This is a genomic window from Rothia uropygialis, from assembly GCF_004137765.1.
Taxonomy (GTDB): Bacteria; Actinomycetota; Actinomycetes; order Actinomycetales; family Micrococcaceae; genus Rothia.
Genome location: NZ_NOIS01000004.1, coordinates 329,788 through 348,523, shown reverse-complemented (window position 1 = coordinate 348,523; position 18,736 = coordinate 329,788). Strand labels below are relative to the sequence as shown.

At 61.1% G+C, this 18,736-nt stretch carries 14 protein-coding genes; 4 read left to right on the top strand and 10 right to left on the bottom strand.

Features of this window, described 5'->3' with window-relative positions:
• Positions 1–149: 149 nt before the first annotated feature.
• The gene (locus EWV35_RS10870; protein ID WP_129661770.1) at positions 150–1,643 is read right to left on the bottom strand and encodes an alanine/glycine:cation symporter family protein; all 1,494 of its coding nucleotides are present in this window, start codon (positions 1,641–1,643) and stop codon (positions 150–152) included.
• A gap of 320 nt (positions 1,644–1,963) precedes the next feature.
• Between EWV35_RS10870 and EWV35_RS10865 the strand changes: the two genes are divergently transcribed.
• On the top strand, positions 1,964–3,364 hold the full coding sequence (locus EWV35_RS10865; protein ID WP_129661768.1) for a GntP family permease: 1,401 nt from the start codon (positions 1,964–1,966) through the stop codon (positions 3,362–3,364).
• Between the two features lie 178 nt (positions 3,365–3,542).
• On the top strand, positions 3,543–5,255 hold the full coding sequence (locus tag EWV35_RS10860) for a dihydroxyacetone kinase family protein (RefSeq protein WP_129661766.1): 1,713 nt from the start codon (positions 3,543–3,545) through the stop codon (positions 5,253–5,255).
• 83 nt (positions 5,256–5,338) lie between these two features.
• Here EWV35_RS10860 and EWV35_RS10855 read toward each other — a convergent pair whose 3' ends face one another.
• From EWV35_RS10855 to EWV35_RS10830, 6 genes are all read right to left on the bottom strand, one after another.
• Complete coding sequence (locus EWV35_RS10855; protein WP_129661764.1) at positions 5,339–6,028, bottom strand: GntR family transcriptional regulator; 690 nt, start codon at positions 6,026–6,028, stop codon at positions 5,339–5,341.
• Between the two features lie 146 nt (positions 6,029–6,174).
• Positions 6,175–7,515, bottom strand: a complete 1,341-nt coding sequence (locus EWV35_RS10850) for an MFS transporter (RefSeq protein WP_129661762.1) — start codon at positions 7,513–7,515, stop codon at positions 6,175–6,177.
• A gap of 60 nt (positions 7,516–7,575) precedes the next feature.
• Positions 7,576–8,568: a 3-hydroxyacyl-CoA dehydrogenase family protein gene (locus tag EWV35_RS10845; RefSeq protein WP_202976086.1), complete on the bottom strand. Its 993-nt coding sequence runs from the start codon at positions 8,566–8,568 to the stop codon at positions 7,576–7,578.
• 111 nt (positions 8,569–8,679) lie between these two features.
• The gene (locus tag EWV35_RS10840; RefSeq protein WP_202976085.1) at positions 8,680–10,059 is read right to left on the bottom strand and encodes an MFS transporter; all 1,380 of its coding nucleotides are present in this window, start codon (positions 10,057–10,059) and stop codon (positions 8,680–8,682) included.
• Positions 10,060–10,093: 34 nt separating this feature from the next.
• Positions 10,094–10,867, bottom strand: a complete 774-nt coding sequence (locus EWV35_RS10835) for an SDR family NAD(P)-dependent oxidoreductase (protein ID WP_129661760.1) — start codon at positions 10,865–10,867, stop codon at positions 10,094–10,096.
• Between the two features lie 70 nt (positions 10,868–10,937).
• Positions 10,938–11,858: a sugar phosphate isomerase/epimerase family protein gene (locus EWV35_RS10830; RefSeq protein WP_129661759.1), complete on the bottom strand. Its 921-nt coding sequence runs from the start codon at positions 11,856–11,858 to the stop codon at positions 10,938–10,940.
• Between the two features lie 277 nt (positions 11,859–12,135).
• On the opposite strand from EWV35_RS10830, the gene EWV35_RS10825 reads away from it, so the two are divergent.
• Both EWV35_RS10825 and EWV35_RS10820 read left to right on the top strand, forming a co-directional pair.
• The gene (locus tag EWV35_RS10825) at positions 12,136–12,606 is read left to right on the top strand and encodes a ribose-5-phosphate isomerase (protein WP_129661757.1); all 471 of its coding nucleotides are present in this window, start codon (positions 12,136–12,138) and stop codon (positions 12,604–12,606) included.
• Between the two features lie 4 nt (positions 12,607–12,610).
• Positions 12,611–13,417: a triose-phosphate isomerase gene (locus EWV35_RS10820; protein ID WP_342210834.1), complete on the top strand. Its 807-nt coding sequence runs from the start codon at positions 12,611–12,613 to the stop codon at positions 13,415–13,417.
• Here the strand turns inward: EWV35_RS10820 and EWV35_RS10815 are convergent.
• From EWV35_RS10815 to EWV35_RS10805, 3 genes are read right to left on the bottom strand one after another with little or no spacing between them, the layout of a single operon-like run.
• Positions 13,414–14,118, bottom strand: coding sequence for a hypothetical protein (locus EWV35_RS10815; protein ID WP_129661756.1), 705 nt, complete (start codon positions 14,116–14,118; stop codon positions 13,414–13,416). The two genes, EWV35_RS10820 and EWV35_RS10815, sit on opposite strands and share 4 nt — an antisense overlap.
• Positions 14,115–17,540, bottom strand: coding sequence for a bifunctional lysylphosphatidylglycerol synthetase/lysine--tRNA ligase LysX (lysX, locus tag EWV35_RS10810; RefSeq protein WP_129661754.1), 3,426 nt, complete (start codon positions 17,538–17,540; stop codon positions 14,115–14,117). Before lysX ends, EWV35_RS10815 begins: the two co-directional genes overlap by 4 nt.
• 19 nt (positions 17,541–17,559) lie before the next feature.
• A complete protein-coding gene (locus EWV35_RS10805; protein ID WP_129661752.1) occupies positions 17,560–18,735 on the bottom strand; it encodes an alpha/beta hydrolase in 1,176 nt (391 codons plus the stop codon).
• Position 18,736: the final 1 nt, after the last annotated feature.

The window sequence follows — 18,736 nt, the reverse complement described above, 5'->3', positions numbered from 1 at the left end:
GTGTGATTCCCATACCCATTATGGCGATCCTGCCCCGAGAACAAAGGGCGTATTCGCGGAGTCAAGAGGGGTATGCCACCTGCCGGAAGGCAGAAAGGCCTCCTGACATTGGCATACCCCTTCGACGAGCCGTGAATATCAAATATCCACTATTTTTTGGCGGGCTGGCGCATGGCCTCTCGATCGATCCAGAACTGACGGGTTGTGACCTCGTCTCCGCCGTCCCAGGTCTCCAATCCCGTAATTTCCGGCATGTCCGATGCGTGGAAGATCGGTTCCTTGCCCGCCTTGCGCTGACGCTCGTAGTGCTTCAAGACCTTCGAAGCCACACCCCCCAGCAGGAGGATGGCTATGAGGTTCAGCAACGCCATGACCGCCATGAAGACGTCCGCGAGCGACCAGACCAGGTCCAGAGCGGCAATGGTTCCGCCGAAGACGCACAAGAGCACGACGATCCGGTACACCTGCAAGACCCATTTCCGTTCGGTCAGGAACTGGATATTGGATTCGCCGTAGTAGTAGTTGCCGATCACGGAAGAGAAAGCGAACAGGAATATCGCTACGGTCAGGAAGTGAACGGCCCAACCGCCCAACTGGTCTGCCAAGGCCGTCTGGGTCAGTGATGCGCCGGCTGCTTCGTCTCCGAAGGTCGGTTTTGAGAGGAGCACGATGAACGCGGTGATCGAGCAGACGAGGATCGTGTCGAAGTACACGCCCAAGGACTGCACGAATCCTTGCTTGGCAGGGTGGGAAACGGCCGCGGTGGCTCCGGCATTCGGGGCAGAACCCATGCCGGCTTCGTTGGAGAACAACCCGCGGCGGACGCCCTGGACGATCACGCCCATGAGGCTTCCCGTCGCGAATTCCCGGATGCCGAAAGCGCCTTCGATGATCTGCATGAAGACAGCGGGAACCTCGGTAATGTTCATGACTACCACGATCAGGCCGAGTCCCACGTACATGACGGCCATGACCGGAACAATCACCTGGGTGAATGAGGAAATCGAACGCACACCGCCGAAGATGATGACCGCGGTCAGCACGGCCAGGATCGCGCCAAGGACGATTTTCAGGCCCATGCTCTCGGCAAGGCCCGGAGCGAAGGAAGCGGTGGACTGGGAGATCGCGTCGACGATCGAATTCGACTGAACCGTGTTGAATACAAAGCCATAGGTCAGGCAAATGATGATTGCGAAGGCGACGCCCATCCAACGGGCACGAAGCCCGCGTTGCATGTAATAGGCGGGGCCTCCGACGTAGGCATCCTTGCCGGGATGCTTGTAGAGCTGGGCGAGCAACGACTCGACGAACGCGCTGGCCGCGCCGACTGAGGCGATGACCCACATCCAGAAGACGGCTCCCGGCCCGCCGATGCTGATCGCCAGGGCGACACCGGCAATATTGGCCGTTCCCACTCGCGAGGCCGCTGAGATCGTGAAAGCGCGGAACGAGGAGATCTGAGTTCGGCCTTCGGAGTCCTTGCCGCTGGGTTCCCCCAGGATCCGGAACATTTCAGGGATCGACCGGAACTGTACCCCGCGTGTGCGGATCGTCAGGTACAGACCTATGCCGATCAGGACAATGAACATGCCCTGCCAAATGAAGTCACCAACGTTGGTGACGAGGTCGGTCAATGCGTCCATGGTGAATACTTTCGAGTGATGAGGTGCGGTTACGGTTGATAGGTCTTGCGGCCCGGATGCTTGATCCGAGAATCCTCGGACCCGAGGGCATGCAAGCTGTCGCATGCGCGGTCGATCGCTTGGTGCGCCGCTTCCGTATAGCTTGTCATGACTGCAAGTTACCTGACCATTTGACCCGCCCCTTGACGGACAGCGGGACCCGTAGAAGGTAGTTTCGTGTTCACGCCAGTCAGCCGGTGTTTTCCGGCGACTGCGGACAAATCGAGGTGGATCGCTCGAAGCCGGATCCACCTCCGGAACACGACGGAAGGTACGCACCCATGAACGTTGACGGATGGTCGCAAACCCTTGGTGCCGGCCCGTTATTGCTCATCGCGTTGGGGGCAGTCGTTCTTCTCCTTCTCCTCATCATCGGGCTCAAGGTTCACGCTTTTCCCGCTCTGATTCTGGTCAGCCTGTTGACAGCGGCGGCGGCAGGAATACCCATGGGGAGCATCGTCGACGTGCTGACCCAGGGGTTCGGAACCACCTTGGGGAGCGTGGCTCTTCTGGTCGGGTTGGGAGCGATGCTGGGCGCATTGCTCGAATCATCAGGCGGTTCGCGGTCCTTGGCCCACCGGTTGGTTCACGTTTTCGGAGAAAAACGAGCGCCGTTGGCCCTTGGCATCGCCTCGTTGCTGTTCGGATTCCCAATATTCTTCGATGCGGGTCTCGTGGTTATGCTCCCGGTGGTCTTTTCAGTGGCACGTTGGGTCGGTGGATCGATGCTCCTGTACGGTATCCCGGCCGTGGGCGCGTTCTCCGTGATGCATGTTTTTGTGCCGCCCCATCCGGGACCGGTTACGGCGTCCTCGTTCTTTCATGCGGATTTGGGAATACTTCTGCTCGTTGGTCTCGTCGTTGCGATCCCGACCTGGTATTTGTCCGCATATCTTTTCGGGAAGTTCGTCGGGAAACGCGTGGATCTACCCGTGCCTCAGACTATGGGAGTCGCGGAAAACCGGGACGTCGACGATCCGCCGCACTGGATGGCCGTCGTCGGAATACTTTTGCTTCCGATGATTCTGATCTTCGCCAATACGGGTCTTTCGGCGTTGGCCGACGCCGGAGCGCTCGGTCGAGGAGTCTCAGACCAGCCCTGGTACGAATTCGTGGTCATGCTGGGAGAAACGCCCGTCGCTCTCCTGGTGACGCTCATGGTTGCATTGGTCGTTTTCGGGTGGAGGAAAGGTTTGCGGAAGAAGCAGGCCCAGGACCTCCTGGAAGGGGCCCTGCCCAAGGTGTGTTCGGTCATCCTGATCACCGGCGCTGGCGGGATGTTCGGCGGTGTCCTGCAAGCCAGCGGGATCGGCGACGCCCTGGCCTCGTCCCTGTCCGGGCTCGGTATCCCCCTGATCCTGGCCGGGTTCATCATTTCGGCGACACTACGAGTTGTCCAAGGGTCCGCGACGGTTGCCCTGACGACCACTGCCGGGCTGATCTCCTCGGGTGTTGCGGCAGCCGGGTACAACGAATTCCAACTGGCCGCAATGGTCGTGGCCGTCGCGGCGGGATCCGTGGTTCTGTCCCATTTCAACGATTCCGGTTTCTGGCTCGTCGGGAATCTGCTCGACATGGACGAAATCACCACGCTCAAGGTCTGGACCGTGATGGAGACGTTGATCGGAGTCGTCGGTTTTGTATTGGCCCTGGGGGTCTTCGGATTGGGAAGCCTGGGGTGACGGTACGTTCCTGATCGTGGCCGCTCGTTGACTGACGTCTTTTCTATATGGAGAAAGTCACTGTGCGGGACGGGTATTTCATAAATCGTATTTCCTATAGGATTTATCCGAAGTGGGATCCAGCCCACATTAGACGATGTTTCAGGGACCCGAACCGACTACCGATGGAGGGCCGTCGATGACCTATCTCTTCGATCAACCGAGCGATTTCGCTGCCGATGCTCTGGCAGGTCTGACAGCTTCACATCCGAACCTGACCCAGGTCCACGGGGGTGTGGTGCGAACGAGCGCCACACCCGCGGGACAACCGGCGCTGGTGGTCGGCGGAGGGTCGGGTCACTATCCGGCATTTGCAGGGTTGGTAGGGCCGGGCATGGCGCATGGCGCTCCGTGCGGCAATGTATTCGCCTCTCCCTCAGCCAGCCAGGTCTATTCCGTCGCCCGGAATTCAGAAAACGGCGGGGGCGTCATCCTCGGGTTCGGAAACTATGCCGGGGACGTACTGCATTTTGGTCTGGCCGCCGAGAAGCTGCGTGCCGCGGGCATCGACGTGCGAATCGCGAAAGTCAGCGATGACATCGCATCCAACGACCGAGAAAACCATCAAGATCGCAGGGGAATAGCCGGTGACCTCCCGGTCTTCAAAATGGTGGGCTCCGCAATAGAGCAAGGCGCTGATCTGGACGAGGCCGATCGCATTGCGAACAAGGCCAATGGCGCCACCCGTTCCTTGGGCCTCGCCTTCGACGGCTGCACACTCCCCGGCGCGAATGAACCGTTGTTCCATGTGGATCACGGGAGAATGGCCGTTGGCCTCGGTATCCACGGCGAGCCCGGCGTGCGCGACGAGATGTTGGGCACCGCCTCCGAGGTCGCAGGCCTTCTGGTCGACGGTGTTATGTCCGAGGAACCGCCCCGGACCGAGGGCGGGTACAACGGCCGGGTCGCCGTGGTCCTCAATAGCCTCGGCAGAGTGAAGTACGAAGAGTTGTTCGTTGTTTACAACCACATCGCACGGCGACTCGAAGCGCGCGGTCTCGCCCCTGTTCACCCGGAGGTGGGTGAGTTCGTCACGAGTCTGGACATGGCGGGCCTCTCGCTGACGATCGTGTTCTTGGACGATGAGCTCGAAAAGCATTGGACCGCTCCTGCGGACACCCCGGCGTTCCATCGTGGCGCGATGCCTGCTGTCGAAAGGCCCACGCGCGAGGGAGCGTGGGAACCGGGGGTCGACCCGATCCCTGAGTCGAGCGAAGCCTCCCGGGACAGCGCACAGCGGATCGTCGAAATCATTGACCTCTTCGAAAGCGTTTGTGTACGCGAAGAAGCGGAGCTGGGTCGCATTGATGCCGTGGCCGGCGACGGCGATCACGGTCAGGGAATGATGTTCGGCTCCACAGGGGCGGCCTCCGCGGCTCGACAGGCTCTTTCGAAAGGCGCCGGTGCGCGCACTGTCTTGGTCCATGCAGGGGAAGCGTGGTCGGAGGCTGCGGGAGGAACCTCCGGCGCTCTCTGGGGTGCTGCACTGGTGTCGGCCGGAAGCGCAGTCAGCGACCAGGAGGGGGTGGATCAGGACCGGATTGTGGCCGCTCTCGAGGCGGGCGTCGGAACTATTGGCCGGTTGGGAGGTGCCCGGGAAGGCGACAAGACGATGATGGATGCGGCGCTGCCGTTCCGTAGAACCCTCGCCGAGACGTTCACAGGTGCGAATGCGGCGTCGGCGATCACCGCCGCGGCCACCGCAGCCAGGAGCGCCGCCGAGTCGACCGCAGTGATCACGGCAAGAAAAGGCCGTTCGCGTGTGCTGGGAGACAAATCGCGAGGCACCGTGGATCCCGGTGCCTGGTCCTTCGCCATCCTCGTAACTGAGCTGGGCAAGCATCTCGCCTGAGGCACGGCCGCGCAGATAGGCCCGAGTCACGAGTGCTCCGAGCGCGTCCATCGCCGAGTAACGCTACCCCTGCGGAGCCCGGGTCAGCTATCGGCCGAGGAGGCCTGCCCTCCTGAACGCCTCCGGACTCCTTCCAGATGACGACGCAGCGCGCGTTGGCCTCCGTCGTGGTTGTGCTCCTCGATCCGGGCGAGGATCTCAGCGTGCTCGGTGAGGGCCTCGGCGGAGTCGATCCGCTCAGGGCCTTCCGACCAGGTTTGACGCATGCGGTGACCATGGGCGTTCAGGACCCCGCGCATCGAGGTCAAATAGTGGTTGCCTGCGTGCCGAAAAAAGGCTTCGTGGAAGGCGTTGTCCGCCTCGAAATAGGCGTGGATGAGAGCATAATCTGGTTTGGGTTCCGCGGCGATCCGGTCTGCGATCGAAGTATGGGCGGCAAAGGCTTCATGCAGATCCTTGAGGAGCGCTTCCCAGTCACCGAAGGCGCGGGTAAACGCCGCAAGTTCCACCACCAAACGGGCGTCAATGAGCTCATCAATCTGTTCGGAGGTCAGCGGGGGCGCCACAACGAATCCCTTGAGGGGTTGGTATTTGATCAGCTCGGATCGTTCGAGAGCCGCAAGTGCCTCGCGCACCGGAGTTGGAGACACCTCGAGGTCCCTGGCGAGCCCGTCGATGCTCAGCCGCGATCCTGGGCGCCAGTTCCCCTGCATGAGTCGGTTCTGGATTTCCTCCTGCACATCCGCTCGCAGCGCCTGGCGCTTGCTGGTCATAGTGTCTCCTGTCCGGTTGAGTTGGCCGCCCTCCAGATACTAGAGGATGCGAAGGACGGTCCTCGCCGGTGATCCCGCAAGTCCGTGATGGCAGTTGACCATTCGACGCGATAAGCGGTCCGCGTGAGGCGGCTTCGGGGCGTTTCTCACCCTGCGTCAGCCCCAGCGGAACCCGAGGATGTGTCTGCGGGTGGTACCTGCACCGGGTTCTTGCCGGCCCAGGCTCGCATTCCGACTGTGGAGCCGATGGCACCCAGAATAAGGACGATGCCCAGGAAATACATTCCGTTCGCAGCCTGCCCGGTTGCATCCGAAACGGTTCCGACCACGTAAGGTCCCACGAATCCGCCGATGTTCCCGAAGGAATTGACGAAGGCGATACCGACCGCCGCGGTGGCCCCCGCCAAGTATCGGGTCGGGAGCGCCCAGAATATTCCGGCAACGGAATACAGGAAGAAGGCCGCCACCGACATTGCGGCCAGCTGCATCATGCCCGAGGGCGCGATAGCGGACAAGAGGATCCCGATAGCGCTTCCCAAGTAGGTGAGGATGAGCGGAACCCAGTTTTCCCGCAGCCTCGAGGCAAGACGTGAGGTAACAAAAATGCCGATCACTCCGAATACGTACGGGATCGCCGTGAGCCACCCCGTGTTCGTATCCGAACCGCTGAACGCGCTGACCACGGTGGGCATCCAGAAACTCAGCCCATAGATGCCCACGGTCGATGGAAAGAAAAGCAAGGCGAAGACCCAAACATATCTCGACCCCAACGCTTTCAGAGGATTGGCGTGAGACTGCTGTCCGAAGTGCACGCGGTCGCGCTCCAGCTGGTCCTCAAGCCAATCGGCCTCGTGAGCGGTCAACCAAGGGGCTTTGTGCGGGGTGTCGCGCAACCATTTCAAGGTCGGAATTGACGCGATCATGGCAGCGACCCCCGAGAAGATGAACAACCAGTGCCAGCCACGCAGTCCCAGCCAATCCAGGCCGAGGATCGTGCCAGCGATCGGGCTCATGACCAGAAAGGCGATCGGCGCCGCAAGCACGAAAGTTCCCGTGGCCTTGGTGCGGTGGCGCTGGGGGAACCAAAAGGTCAGGTAATACAAGACTCCCGGATAGAAACCGGCCTCGGCAACGCCGAGAAGAAAACGGAGAAGATAGAACGTCCCGGTCGAGGTTGTCAGTGCCGTCAGAGCAGTGATTAGGCCCCAGGTGAACAGAATCCGCGCGAACCAGATGCGCGGCCCCACCTTGGGCAGCAAGTAGTTCGAAGGCACCTCGAAGAGGAAGTAGGCCAGGAAGAACAGACCAGCCCCCAGGCCGAAGGCGGCGTCGCTCAGCCCGATGTCCGTCGACATCTGGAGCTTCGCGTAGCCGATGACCGAGCGGTCGATGTAGGCGATAATATACAGCACCATCACAAACGGAACGATCCGCCATGTGATCTTCTTGATCAGGGCATGTTCGTCAACCGTGGCGACCGGTTTCATGATGACTCCTCAAAGGTGAAAAGGTGGCGTGAGGGCTCCACGGGGCCTGTTGCTTCGGCTTCAGTCCTGGTCTCGTTTCGTGCCGCGAGGCGCTGGTCCGATCTCCCTCAAGACGTCGCGCATACGGGCGTAGGCCTTGTTGCGGTATGCGATGAGTGCAGCTTGGGCCTCGTCGTCATAGTCCTCGATGAGACCCCTGCCGTTCTTCAGTCCCTTGCGGTTGGCGGCTACGGCGTCCTTGAGTAGCTGCGGGGTCGCCAAGCGCTCTCCGTAGGACTCCTCGAAGGTTGCGAAGCTGTTGGCGTACACATCGAGGCCAGCCTGGTCGGCGATAGCGAACGGGCCGAAGAAGCCCAGGCGGAATCCGAAGGTCGTCCGCACAATCGTGTCAACGTCCTCCACACTCGCCACGCCTTCTTCCACCACCGACGTAGCTTCTTTCAACAGTGCGTACTGCAACCGGTTCAGCACCATGCCTGGGGTGTCCGCAACCTGGGCGCCTTCGCAATCAGCGCGTTCCAGGAGGTCCTTGATGGCATCGACCGCCCTCTGATCGGTGGCTTCGCCGGCCACCAATTCGACGCCGGGGATGAAGGGCATCGGGTTGGAGAAGTGGACAGTCAGGAATCGCTCCGGGTGAGCGACCGCGGGGGCAAGTACCCGTACAGGGATCGTCGAGGTATTGGTGCCGATGATCGCATCGGGTCGGGCAGTCGCCGAGATGCGGGTCAGAACCTCCTGCTTGACGTCGGGCAATTCAAAGACGGCCTCCTCGACGAAATCCGCCTCGGCGACTGCCTCCTCGATGGATTTTCCGGCCGAAAGGTGCGCTGCCACCGAGTCGGCGCTACCGGCGGGTACCAGCCCCTGTTTCTCGGAAGCTCGAGACTCATCGAGTATGCGGGCCAGGGCTGCATCGGCCGCTTCGACACTGATGTCAGCGATCTGGACGGGCAGGCCAGCCATAGCCAGGACTTGGGCGATACCGCCACCCATGTAGCCGGCGCCGACGACAGTAACGGTGCGTATGGTCGAAAAGGGGGTCATGGACATGAGTAGTGCCTTTCATTGTTTCGAGAGATAGGGGTGCTGTGCGGAAATCTGGGAGAGGCGGATGCGCACCGGTCGAGGGGCCCTCGTTCGGTCCGAGCCGTCCACGCGGGGTTAACTATTCGGACGGTATTCGGGCACGGGATGCCTGGCTAGGTCGCGGTGCTCGAACAACACGGTCCCGGCGACCAATACGGCTCCCAGGAAAGGAGCTATCGCGAGCATCACGAGTCCGGATGCCTCGTTTCCGAAGGAAATGACGACCCACGAGCGCAGATTCGGGGCGATGAATCCGCCCAAGTTTCCCAAGCCGTTGATCATTCCGACGCCGGCCGCCAGGGCGGCGCCCGAGAGATACCCGGTGGGAATGTTCCAGAAGATTGGTTGGGCAGATACGAACCCGATGGCGGCGAGACACAGAGCGATCATTGTCAGAAGAGGATCGCTGAGGAACGCGCTGGCCACGAGCCCAATACCGGACAGGACCAGCATGCCCGTGGCCGTCCGGCGGTAAGCAGCTTGCTTGTCGGAGTAGCGCCCGATGAAGGCGGCAGCGATGAGTGCGGCAAGCCATGGGATCGCAACTAGGAGACCGACCATGAAGCCGATCTGCTGCCCGGTAATGTGCGAAACCTGACGTGGCAGAAAGAACGTCAGCCCGTAGACGGCGATTTGGATCGTCAGATAGATCAGCGAAAAATACAGCACGCGACCATTCAGCAGCGCCTTCCACCACGGCATCTTCACGACCTGCTCTTTGCCCTCCGCCTCGGAAGCTAGGACGTTCTCCAAGCCCGTGCGTTCCGTTTCGGAGAGCCAACGGGCACGGGCCGGACGATCGGGGAGGCAGAGAAATGCGACCGCCCCGACAACCACCGCGAGCAATCCTTCGAGCAGGAACATCCACTGGAAACCGCGGAGGCCCAGCACCCCCTCGAGTTCTAACAAGGCTCCCGATAATGGAGAACCGACGACGTTGGCAATCGGCAGTCCCAGATAGAACAGTGCGGTGGCCTGTCCTCGCTTACGCCGAGGGAACCAGCAGGTCAGATAGAAGATCACCCCGGGGAAGAACCCGGCTTCGGCGACCCCGAGCAGGAGCCGAAGAACGTAGAACATCACCGGGCCGCTGGTGAACATGAAAAGCGAGGCGACGATGCCCCACGTCACCATGATCCGAGTCATCCACCATCGTGCCCCGACTTTGTACATGATGAGGTTCGAAGGGACTTCGAATACGGCGTAACCGATGAAGAACAACCCGGCACCGAGGGCATAAGCGGCGGCGGAGATGCCAGCGTGGGCCTCAAGGCCCTCCTCGGCAAAACCAATATTCGAGCGATCGATGAAAGCGACCACGAACATGAGCATCAGGAAGGGAAGCAGACGCAAGCTGGCCTTGCGAGTTGCCGATTCGACTTCCGGAGTGAGGGACTGGTGCTCGGTAACGGTTTTAGACGGTGGTTCGTTACCCGGGAATGACGTCATTGTCATGGGTTCGTTCTCCTTGATAGCGAGCAGGGGAGGATCAGACCATGTGCTTTCCGCCGTCGACGAAGATGGCATCGCCGTTGACGAAGCTGGAGTCCTCGCTGACCAGGAATTTGATCAGGCCCGCGACCTCTTGGGGTCGCCCCACCCGTTCCAGAGGGATGTCTGCAGACATTCCTCTCTTGCGCTCATTTGTGAGGGTTCCTCCCATGATGTCGGTGTCGATGGGGCCGGGCACGATGGAGTTGCAGGTGATCCCGTGTTTCCCGAGTTCGCGTGCGCCTCCGCGTGTGAGTCCCAGGACCGCAGCTTTGGCCGCCGCGTACCCGGTTTTTGAGAAGGTGCCGCCGCCGTCGTAGGCCGTGATGGAGGAGGTGTTGACGATTCGGCCACCGGTATCGGCCTCGATCATGCGGCTGGCTGCGGCCTGCATCATGAACAACGTGCCTTTGGCGTTGACGTCCATGATGCGTGTGAAGCTGTCCCCGTCCAGCTCGAAGAATTCTTGGGGTCCGGGGATCCCAGCGAGGTTCACTTCCGCCAGCACGGGCGGAAGCTCCGCATCGATCTTGGCAAAAGCGCGATCGACCGAGCCTTTGTCTGCAATGTCGACGTCGATGCCGATAACTGTGCGGCCCGATTCCTCTGAGAGGTCGGCGGCGAATTCACGGACCGCTGCGGAGTCAATATCGAGGGCCGCGACGTGCCATCCTTCCGAGGCGAGGATTCGGGCGACGTGTCGACCGATGCCACGTGGGGCTCCCGCGCCTGTGACGACCGCGGTGCGCTCTTGGGCGAATGCGACGGACATGAATGCTCCTTTGCATGGGGTGTTTTGGTATGGAGCGACGGGAACCGCTCGGGGAGGTGTCCGAAAGGATCTAGTTGAGGGCCGATGCCAGGACTTGACGGATGTACTGGATGTTTTCCGCGATCACACCCAGGGAGTCGGATCCATAATGCTCGCAGCAGAACGGACCGGTATAGCCGAATTCCAGGGCCCGGCGGATGACCTGGCGATAATTGATGTAGCCGTACTTGAGAGGCATCGGCGCGGAGGTGTATGCCCCCGTCTGGGGGTCGAAATCGCGCGTGTAGTTCTTGATGTGCCAGAAGTTCGAGCGCGGCAGAACTGTCTCGTACATCTCGTTCGGGTGGGGCATCGGGCGATGGAGGCGAACCAGGTTGCCGATGTCCGGGTTCAGTCCCACCGCGTCGTGGGCGACGTCGTCCAGAAAGGCCACTGCCGTCTCGGGGGTTCCAATGTACGTGTCCTCGTACATTTCAAGGCTCACCTCGAGGTCGAGAGCCCTTGCATGGTCCCCTAACTCGCGAATGCGTTCAATGGCCAGGTCGCGGAGAGCCGGGTCGTCGTGGTGACCGTCTTCGAGCCAGAACCAGATGGCTTCCGCCTGCTGACGCGTGAGGGCTTGCATGAATCCGACGTTGACCACACTCGCGCCGAGGGACGGTGCGAGGTCGAGCAGACGATGCGCCTCGGCGAGAAACTGTTCGCCGTTTTCGCGGTCCACGACTGAGCTGCGAGTCATCGAGATCGAAGGGATCGTGAGTCCCTCGTCGTCGAGTGCGCGGCGGAACTCCGCGACGCGGTTTTCGCTCAAGCGGCCGAGAGGGACCCACGCGTCCGTGGGATCGATCTGTGAGATGCCGAGGTCGCGCGCTTGACGCATCTGAGCGGCCCAAACGCTCGCAGGGGCGTCTTTGATATGTCCCCCGTCAGGGGCTCCGGCCCCGAACGACAACATGTTGGCGGCGATCGGCCAGGTCTCAGCAGTGAACATTCACGGTCTCCTTCGCTTTGAGTATTCCTATAGGATTTACGTGCAACGTGATCTGTGTCAACCTTTGAGGGAAAACTCGTTGTTCCACAAAAACCCAGTTTGGCTACGTAAAATCACCTCAGCATCGTGCGGTTGCGGGTAACCTTCGCCAGCAACCCTTCCTTGAACCGGGCATGTTCCTATAGGATTATTGGCAAGGTTTATATAAGCTGGCGTCTCGTAGGGTGACGGGCACCTGCCCCGGTGTGCGAGCCCAGGCACTATCGAAGGAGCCGGAATGGCCTGGAAAATCATCGTCGGCGGAGACAGCGCCGGTTACGGATACAAGCGGGAGCTCAAGAATCTTCTGGAAGCGGACGAGCGCGTAGAGTCCGTCACTGACGAGGGTGTCGAAAGCCGTGAGGACGGCACCTACTATCCCAACGTCGCGATTGCCGCCGCAGAGAAGGTCTCGGCCGGGGAAGCGGACCGAGCCTTGCTCATTTGCGGGACAGGTCTGGGAGTCGCCATAGCCGCGAACAAGGTTTCTGGGATTCGTGCGGTGACTGCGCACGACCTCTATTCGGTGCAACGGTCGGTGCTTTCGAATAACGCGCAAGTACTCTGCATGGGCGAACGAGTGGTGGGCCTGGAGCTTGCCAAAGAACTTGTGAAAGTTTGGCTCGATCTCGAATTTGACCCAGACTCGTCGTCGGCCGCCAAGGTGGACGCGATCTGCGCCTATGACGGTTCACTCGAGCAAGCCTGAACATATGAATGGCATGAGCGCCGGTGTCTCGTCCGTGGAACCACTGTGGGTCGGGACCAGCTGGAAGATGAACAAGACCCTAGGCCAGTCCCGGGAGTGGACCACCGCGCTCTCGGAGAACCTGTCGAGCAATATTCTCGACGGTGTACAGCCGTTCGTAGTCCCTTCCTTCACAGCTATCAGCGCGGTCGTCCAGCTCCTCGGTGAGCGCTCGCCTGTTCTCGTGGGAGCGCAAAACGCCCATTGGGAGGACTCGGGGGCGTGGACCGGTGAAGTGTCGGTCCTGCAGGTAAAGGACGCTGGCGCGCGTATAGTTGAGATCGGCCATTCCGAGCGCCGCGAACATTTCCACGAAACGACCGCGATTACCTGCCTGAAGGTTGCCGCAACGATACGGCACGGACTCACCCCGCTGTTGTGCATAGGAGAGCCTGCCGATATCAGGGAGGCGGGAGAATCCTCCGCCTACATCCTCGGGCAAGCGAGAGGTGCGCTTGACGGCCTGAATGAGGAACAGCTGAAAGACGTCGTCATCGCTTATGAACCGATGTGGGCCATCGGAGACAACGGCCGTTCGCCCACAACCGAGGAACTCGTCGGACCGTTTGATGCATTGGGCGCGGAATACTCGGGTCGCGTGAAAGCCTTGCTCTACGGCGGTTCTGTCAACCTGAACAATGCCGAACATCTGCTGAAGGTCGATCACGTCGGAGGGCTGTTCGTAGGCCGTACGGCGTGGGATATCGACGGTTACCTCCAACTGCTCGATATTGCTGCCGCGCACATGCGCTCCCGAGCTCAAGGTGCTTAGCCGATCAAGAAATGCCCCAGAACGAAGAAGCGGGCGGAATCGATCAAGAGCAACAGGCTCGCGGATGCGATTCCGATGGGAACCGCGATCCGAACCCACCTGCGCAATGAGCCCCACGCGCGCCCGATGACGCCGGAGACCCGTCGATGTTTGTTGAACAAAACGGCGACGCACAGCATGAACAGCGGAACCTGAGAAATGATCGCCCACATGATGAAGGCCGGGACCACCGCCCACAGCGGTTGGTGGGATGACAGCCCGATGGTGATGACGAAGGGCATGTCCGCGGTCACGAGGGCGACGAATCCCACAGCGACGAGCATCAGCCCGGCCCTACTGCGTGCCTTCTCCTCTTGAGGGGGGTCCGAGCGATGTGCCCACCGGTAACCCGCGAAGCACAGGCCCAGAACCGCGACGGCTAGTTCGATGCCGGCCGCCCACCCCCCTGCGCGCAACAGGCTATGCCACGGGACCCCCGCTAATCGTTCTCCGAGCAGTCGGGACAAACCGATGCCCCAGGCCGCGGTCCCGCCGATGAGGAGCAGCCCGAACCACAGGACATCGCGCCGAACGGTCCGGACGGCCTGAGTCGTCCCGCTAGCACGTGCGGCCATGAAGACGGCGGCGATCAAGGCCGGCGCCGGATCGAATCCCCCGATTCCCAGACCGGCTGCGGCCGCTGTGAACTGGAACGGGTTCATTCGACCGAAGCGGAGTCGGGCCCGCTGACACTCCGAGGAGCCGATTTGAGGCGGGGCGTCGCTCCTGGACGGACAAACGGGAATGCCAGCACTCCACGGATCGGTGCGCCGGTGAGCATCATGATGAGCCGGTCGATGCCGATCCCCAGCCCACCCGTGGGCGGCAAACCGGTTTCGAGCGCGTCGAGGAAATCCTCATCGATCTGCATGGCTTCCATGTCGCCCGCGGCCGCCTTGAGAGACTGCTCGGTCAACCGACGCCGTTGTTCGATCGCATCGGCCATCTCGGAGTATGCGGTTCCCATTTCGGTACCGTTGATCACGAGATCCCACCGTTCGGCCAAACGCGGATCCGCTCTGTGCGGCCCCGCGAGCGGCGACGTCTCCACGGGGAAGTCTTTGTAGAACGTCGGCCTGGAGGTCTTGGCCTCCACGAGCTCGCCGTAAAGTTCCTCGATGACGGCTCCGGGGCCCATGTCGTCCCTCACGTGAATCTCGTGTTCACGAGCCAGACCCATCAGGATTTCGAAGTCGGTGTCCAAAGTAATGGGTCGACCGACCGCTTCCGAGACGGCGTCGCAGACGCTGACAACGGGCCAAGGTCCGGAGACATCCGTCAGCACGGTGCTTTGACGAGGATCCTTGGGATCGTCGCCGAGTCGAAGCGGCAAGGACTCCTTCCCGAAGACTTCCCGAGCGGCGTCCTTGAGGATCCGTTCGGTCAACTGGCGCATGACGTTGTAGTCGGCGTACGGCTGATAGGCCTCGAGGACCGTGAATTCGGGGTTGTGCGTGGAATCCGCGCCTTCGTTGCGGAAATCCCGCCCCAACTCGTAGACGGGTCCCATGTCGCCGACGACAAGTCGCTTGAGATACAGCTCGGGAGCGATGCGCAGCGTCAGGTCCACGCCGTAAGCGTTGATGAAGGTTGTGAAGGGGCGCGCGCTGGCCCCGCCGTGGATCGTGTTGAGCATCGGCGTTTCGACCTCGAGGAATCCCTTCTCGTCAAGGGTTCGACGGATCGCGCGGATCGTGGCAGATCGGATCCGTAAACGATTCGACTCCTCGGGATTGATGATGAGGTCCATTGACCGACGTCGCAGACGAGCCTCGGGATCAGTGAAGGAATGGAACGGGATCGGGTGCAAACACTTGGAAATGACCTCCCAGGTTTCCACGATCAGCGACGGTGTGCCGTTGCGCGAGGCACCCATGCGCCCGCGGAGCAGCACGTAGTCTCCCGAGTCGATCCAACGCACTCGTTTCCGCATGTCGGGACCGCACACGGACTCGTCGAGCACCGCCTGGACCACGGTGCCGTGTTCGTAGAGGTCCAGGAAAGTGACTTTCCCGTGGCGCCTCTTCGACCGAACCCGGCCGTTGACGGACAGGGCAGCCGATGGTGTGGTTCCAGCGGTGTGAGTGCCGCCGGCCTGAAGGGAGGGTTCCTGCACGCCCGCATTCGTGAGAAGAGAAGCGAACTCTTTGACGGTGATGCCTTCCCCCGTTCCTTTGGGATATGGCTCGTAACCGGCCTCACGCATCTGCTCGAGGTGTTTGATGCGGTGCCTCGTTTGATCGGACCATTTCGGCGTGAGATCTTCCGCGCCGACGCGCCGGCGCTCGATCTCTGTCAGGCGCTCCAGCTCATTCCGGCCGAGACTTCCTTCCCGCGCGGGCTTGCCGCCCAGCCACGCCGGCAAGAAGCCCTCCGCGATGCCGCAGGCCACGCCAACATTGGGGATGGATACATACGAATCGACGCAGATGTACCGCGGGACCCAAGTGGGCCCGAACTTCTGGTTGAACTTATAGAGCCGTTCGAGTTGCAGGAATCGGTCGAGTACTCCCAGAACTGAAGAACCGAAACGGGTCAACGGATTGGCTCCGAGTTCTTCCGCTCGTGCGAAGGTCTCACGGAACATCGCAAAGTTCAGCGAAACCCTGGCGATGCCCATCGATTCGGCTTCTTCCATCATCTTGACGATCATGAATTCGGTTGTACCGTTGGGCGCATCGGGGGAGCGTCGCATGACATCCAAGGACAAGCCATTGGACCCCCACGGAACGAAGGACAAAAGCCCGACCGGTTGGCCTTCTGGCGTTTCGGCAACCATGAACATCGTCCGGGAATCCGCCGGGTCCCCCAAACGATTGAGCGCCATCGAGAAACCGCGTTCGACCTTGCCGTGACGCCACTCGTCCGCCAGGGCAACCAACTGCTCCAACTGGTCCTGGGTGAACTCGCTCTGCCTCTTGATCCTGTAGGAGAGCCGTTCCTTCTCGAGGCGTTGGACACTGTGGCGGACCTCGGTCAGGGAGGTGTTGTTCAGGGAGAACCGGTCCGGATAGAGAATTGCCTCGTCGCCCATTCCCAGCACAGACAGGCCGGCCCGGGTGTACGCGCGTGCCCCGTCTCGGCTGGCGCTGATCACGGCGGGAATCCAACCGTATTCGCGGGCCTCGGACTTCCACTTGAGAATCGCACCCTCCCAGGAAGCCCTCTCGCCCACGGGATCGCCCGAAGCCAGGGAGACGGATCCGAAGACCCGGTACGTCACGGCCGCACGACCGTCGGAGGAGAAGACTGTGGACTTCTCTCGGCGACTCGCGAAATAGGACAACGAGTCCTGATGACCGTACTCGTGGAGCAATTCGCGCAAATGGAGTTCGCGTTCGCCGGTCCACGAGTGCACGGGGCGGGCCGACCGCAGGAAGACCCAGATCGCTACGATCGCGCTCAGCCCGTAGATTGTCGAGACGGCCTGGACATGCCAACGATGCACGTTGGGCAGATGCGACATGATGGCCGGTGACGTCACTCCGGTCGCGCGAAGGAGAAATGCTCCGAGATCACCCCACGAATGGAACGAAAGGAATGCCCAAGCAGTCAGGACCGCGAGCAGGAAACCGGCCACGAGGACGAGCAACGCGGCTCCGTACGAAGCCCCGCGAATGCGGGCAGGGAACTCCCGACGAGCCCGGAACAGCAGGATCAGGAAAACGACCCCGACGCCGCCGCCGACGTAGTCCCAGACCGGATGCAGCAACGGATTGTTCGCAACGATTTGCGGCGGGATGTCGGAGGTCGGGAACGTGAGTGCGGTCACAACTCCCAGGGCAACGCCCGCGAGCTGGAAGAACATCGCGGCCCAGAGCCCAGCTCGTTTGCGCCGCAGAAGAGCCCAGAAGGTGACAGCGGCGACCACCAGGGTGATCAGGCTGCGCTCGACCGGGATGTTCAGGATCCCGAAGACGAATTCGACGAATCCGTGTCGAGACGGCCGAGTGATGAGCAGGGCGACATTCACGAGCGTCGCGAGAGCATAGGCCCACGTCGTGAACGCCGCGATTCGCCGCCCCGGCTGAGATCCTGGGAGGTACTGGGTGGCTTTTCGGCTAGCTCTGGTCTGGGTCTTCATGGATGGTCTCCCCTTGGCTTCAGGTCAGTGGGGCGAAAAACGGGCTGGTATGTCCGAGCCAATTCAGGCCTTTGGTCATACCCGGCACCCAGACCTCTTGGCGGTGCCCGCCGGATTTGATGGAATCCAAGGTCAGGGACGTGGGTCCGCCAACTTTGCCTTTGAAATCGTTCACCGAAGGCCAGGAGAGCGTGTCGTCTTGGCTCGAGAAATAGTAGAGATTGGTGTCGGGGCGCTTCTCCGAGGCCAATTTCTGTAGGTCGTACCGAGGGTCGTCCTGAGAATTCCACTGTTGGTTGGCCGAATAGAGCGGTTCGAAGTACCCGGCCTGGATCATTCCCGAGGAGAAGAGATCCGGATGCCGCATGCTCAGCATCGCCGAACACCAGCCGCCAGCGCTGTAACCCGTCAAAGCCCAAGCGCGGGGGTCGTCCGAAACTCGGAAATTCTGCTTGACCCACGGAACTACGTCCTGCGTGATGAAGGTTTCAACCCTGGGCGTGGTACCGCCGGACTGGGACTTCGTGCCATCCACGCATTCGCTGTCGTAGTCGCCGGGATAAACCGCTGGAACCACGAAGATGGATTCGCGAATTTTGCCACGGCTCACGGCGTCTTCGATCATGTGTCCGTAGTCGATGGATTTCGAATAGGTCTCGGGTGAGCCCGGGAAACCGTTGAAGCCCATGATCACCGGGTAGAAGCGCTCCGGATTCTCAAAATACGAGGCGGGCAACCACGCCATGACGTCGTAGCTCTGTCCGCTCACCTGACCCGGCAATTTTACGGAAAAATACGTGCTGTCCGATGAGCCGCTTTTGATCTTGCGTTGGAAGGCGGGGTTGGCGGCGGGGTCTTTCTGCTTGTCCGAGGCTTGTCCGGAAATGGGCAACGCGTGAACCGTTTTTGCCGCTTTTTGCCCGAAAGTCTGCCTGGGGCTCGCTGCGGCCGTGTCCGTTCCGTTGAAGACGTCGTCCCACGAGGTGTACCAATTGTTCTCTTTGTTGAGCCAGGCGGTGGCTGTGGTCAGAACCAGGGCAGAAACCACGACGAATGCTACGGCCTGCGCCACGTATTTGCCGGGGCCGGGAGCCGAAAGCCTCGGCAGCAGGAGCACACCCAGCACGAAAACGATGATGGTCACTGCGAGGATTCCGAACAAGAACCCCCACTCGGTGACATCGAAAAAACCCATA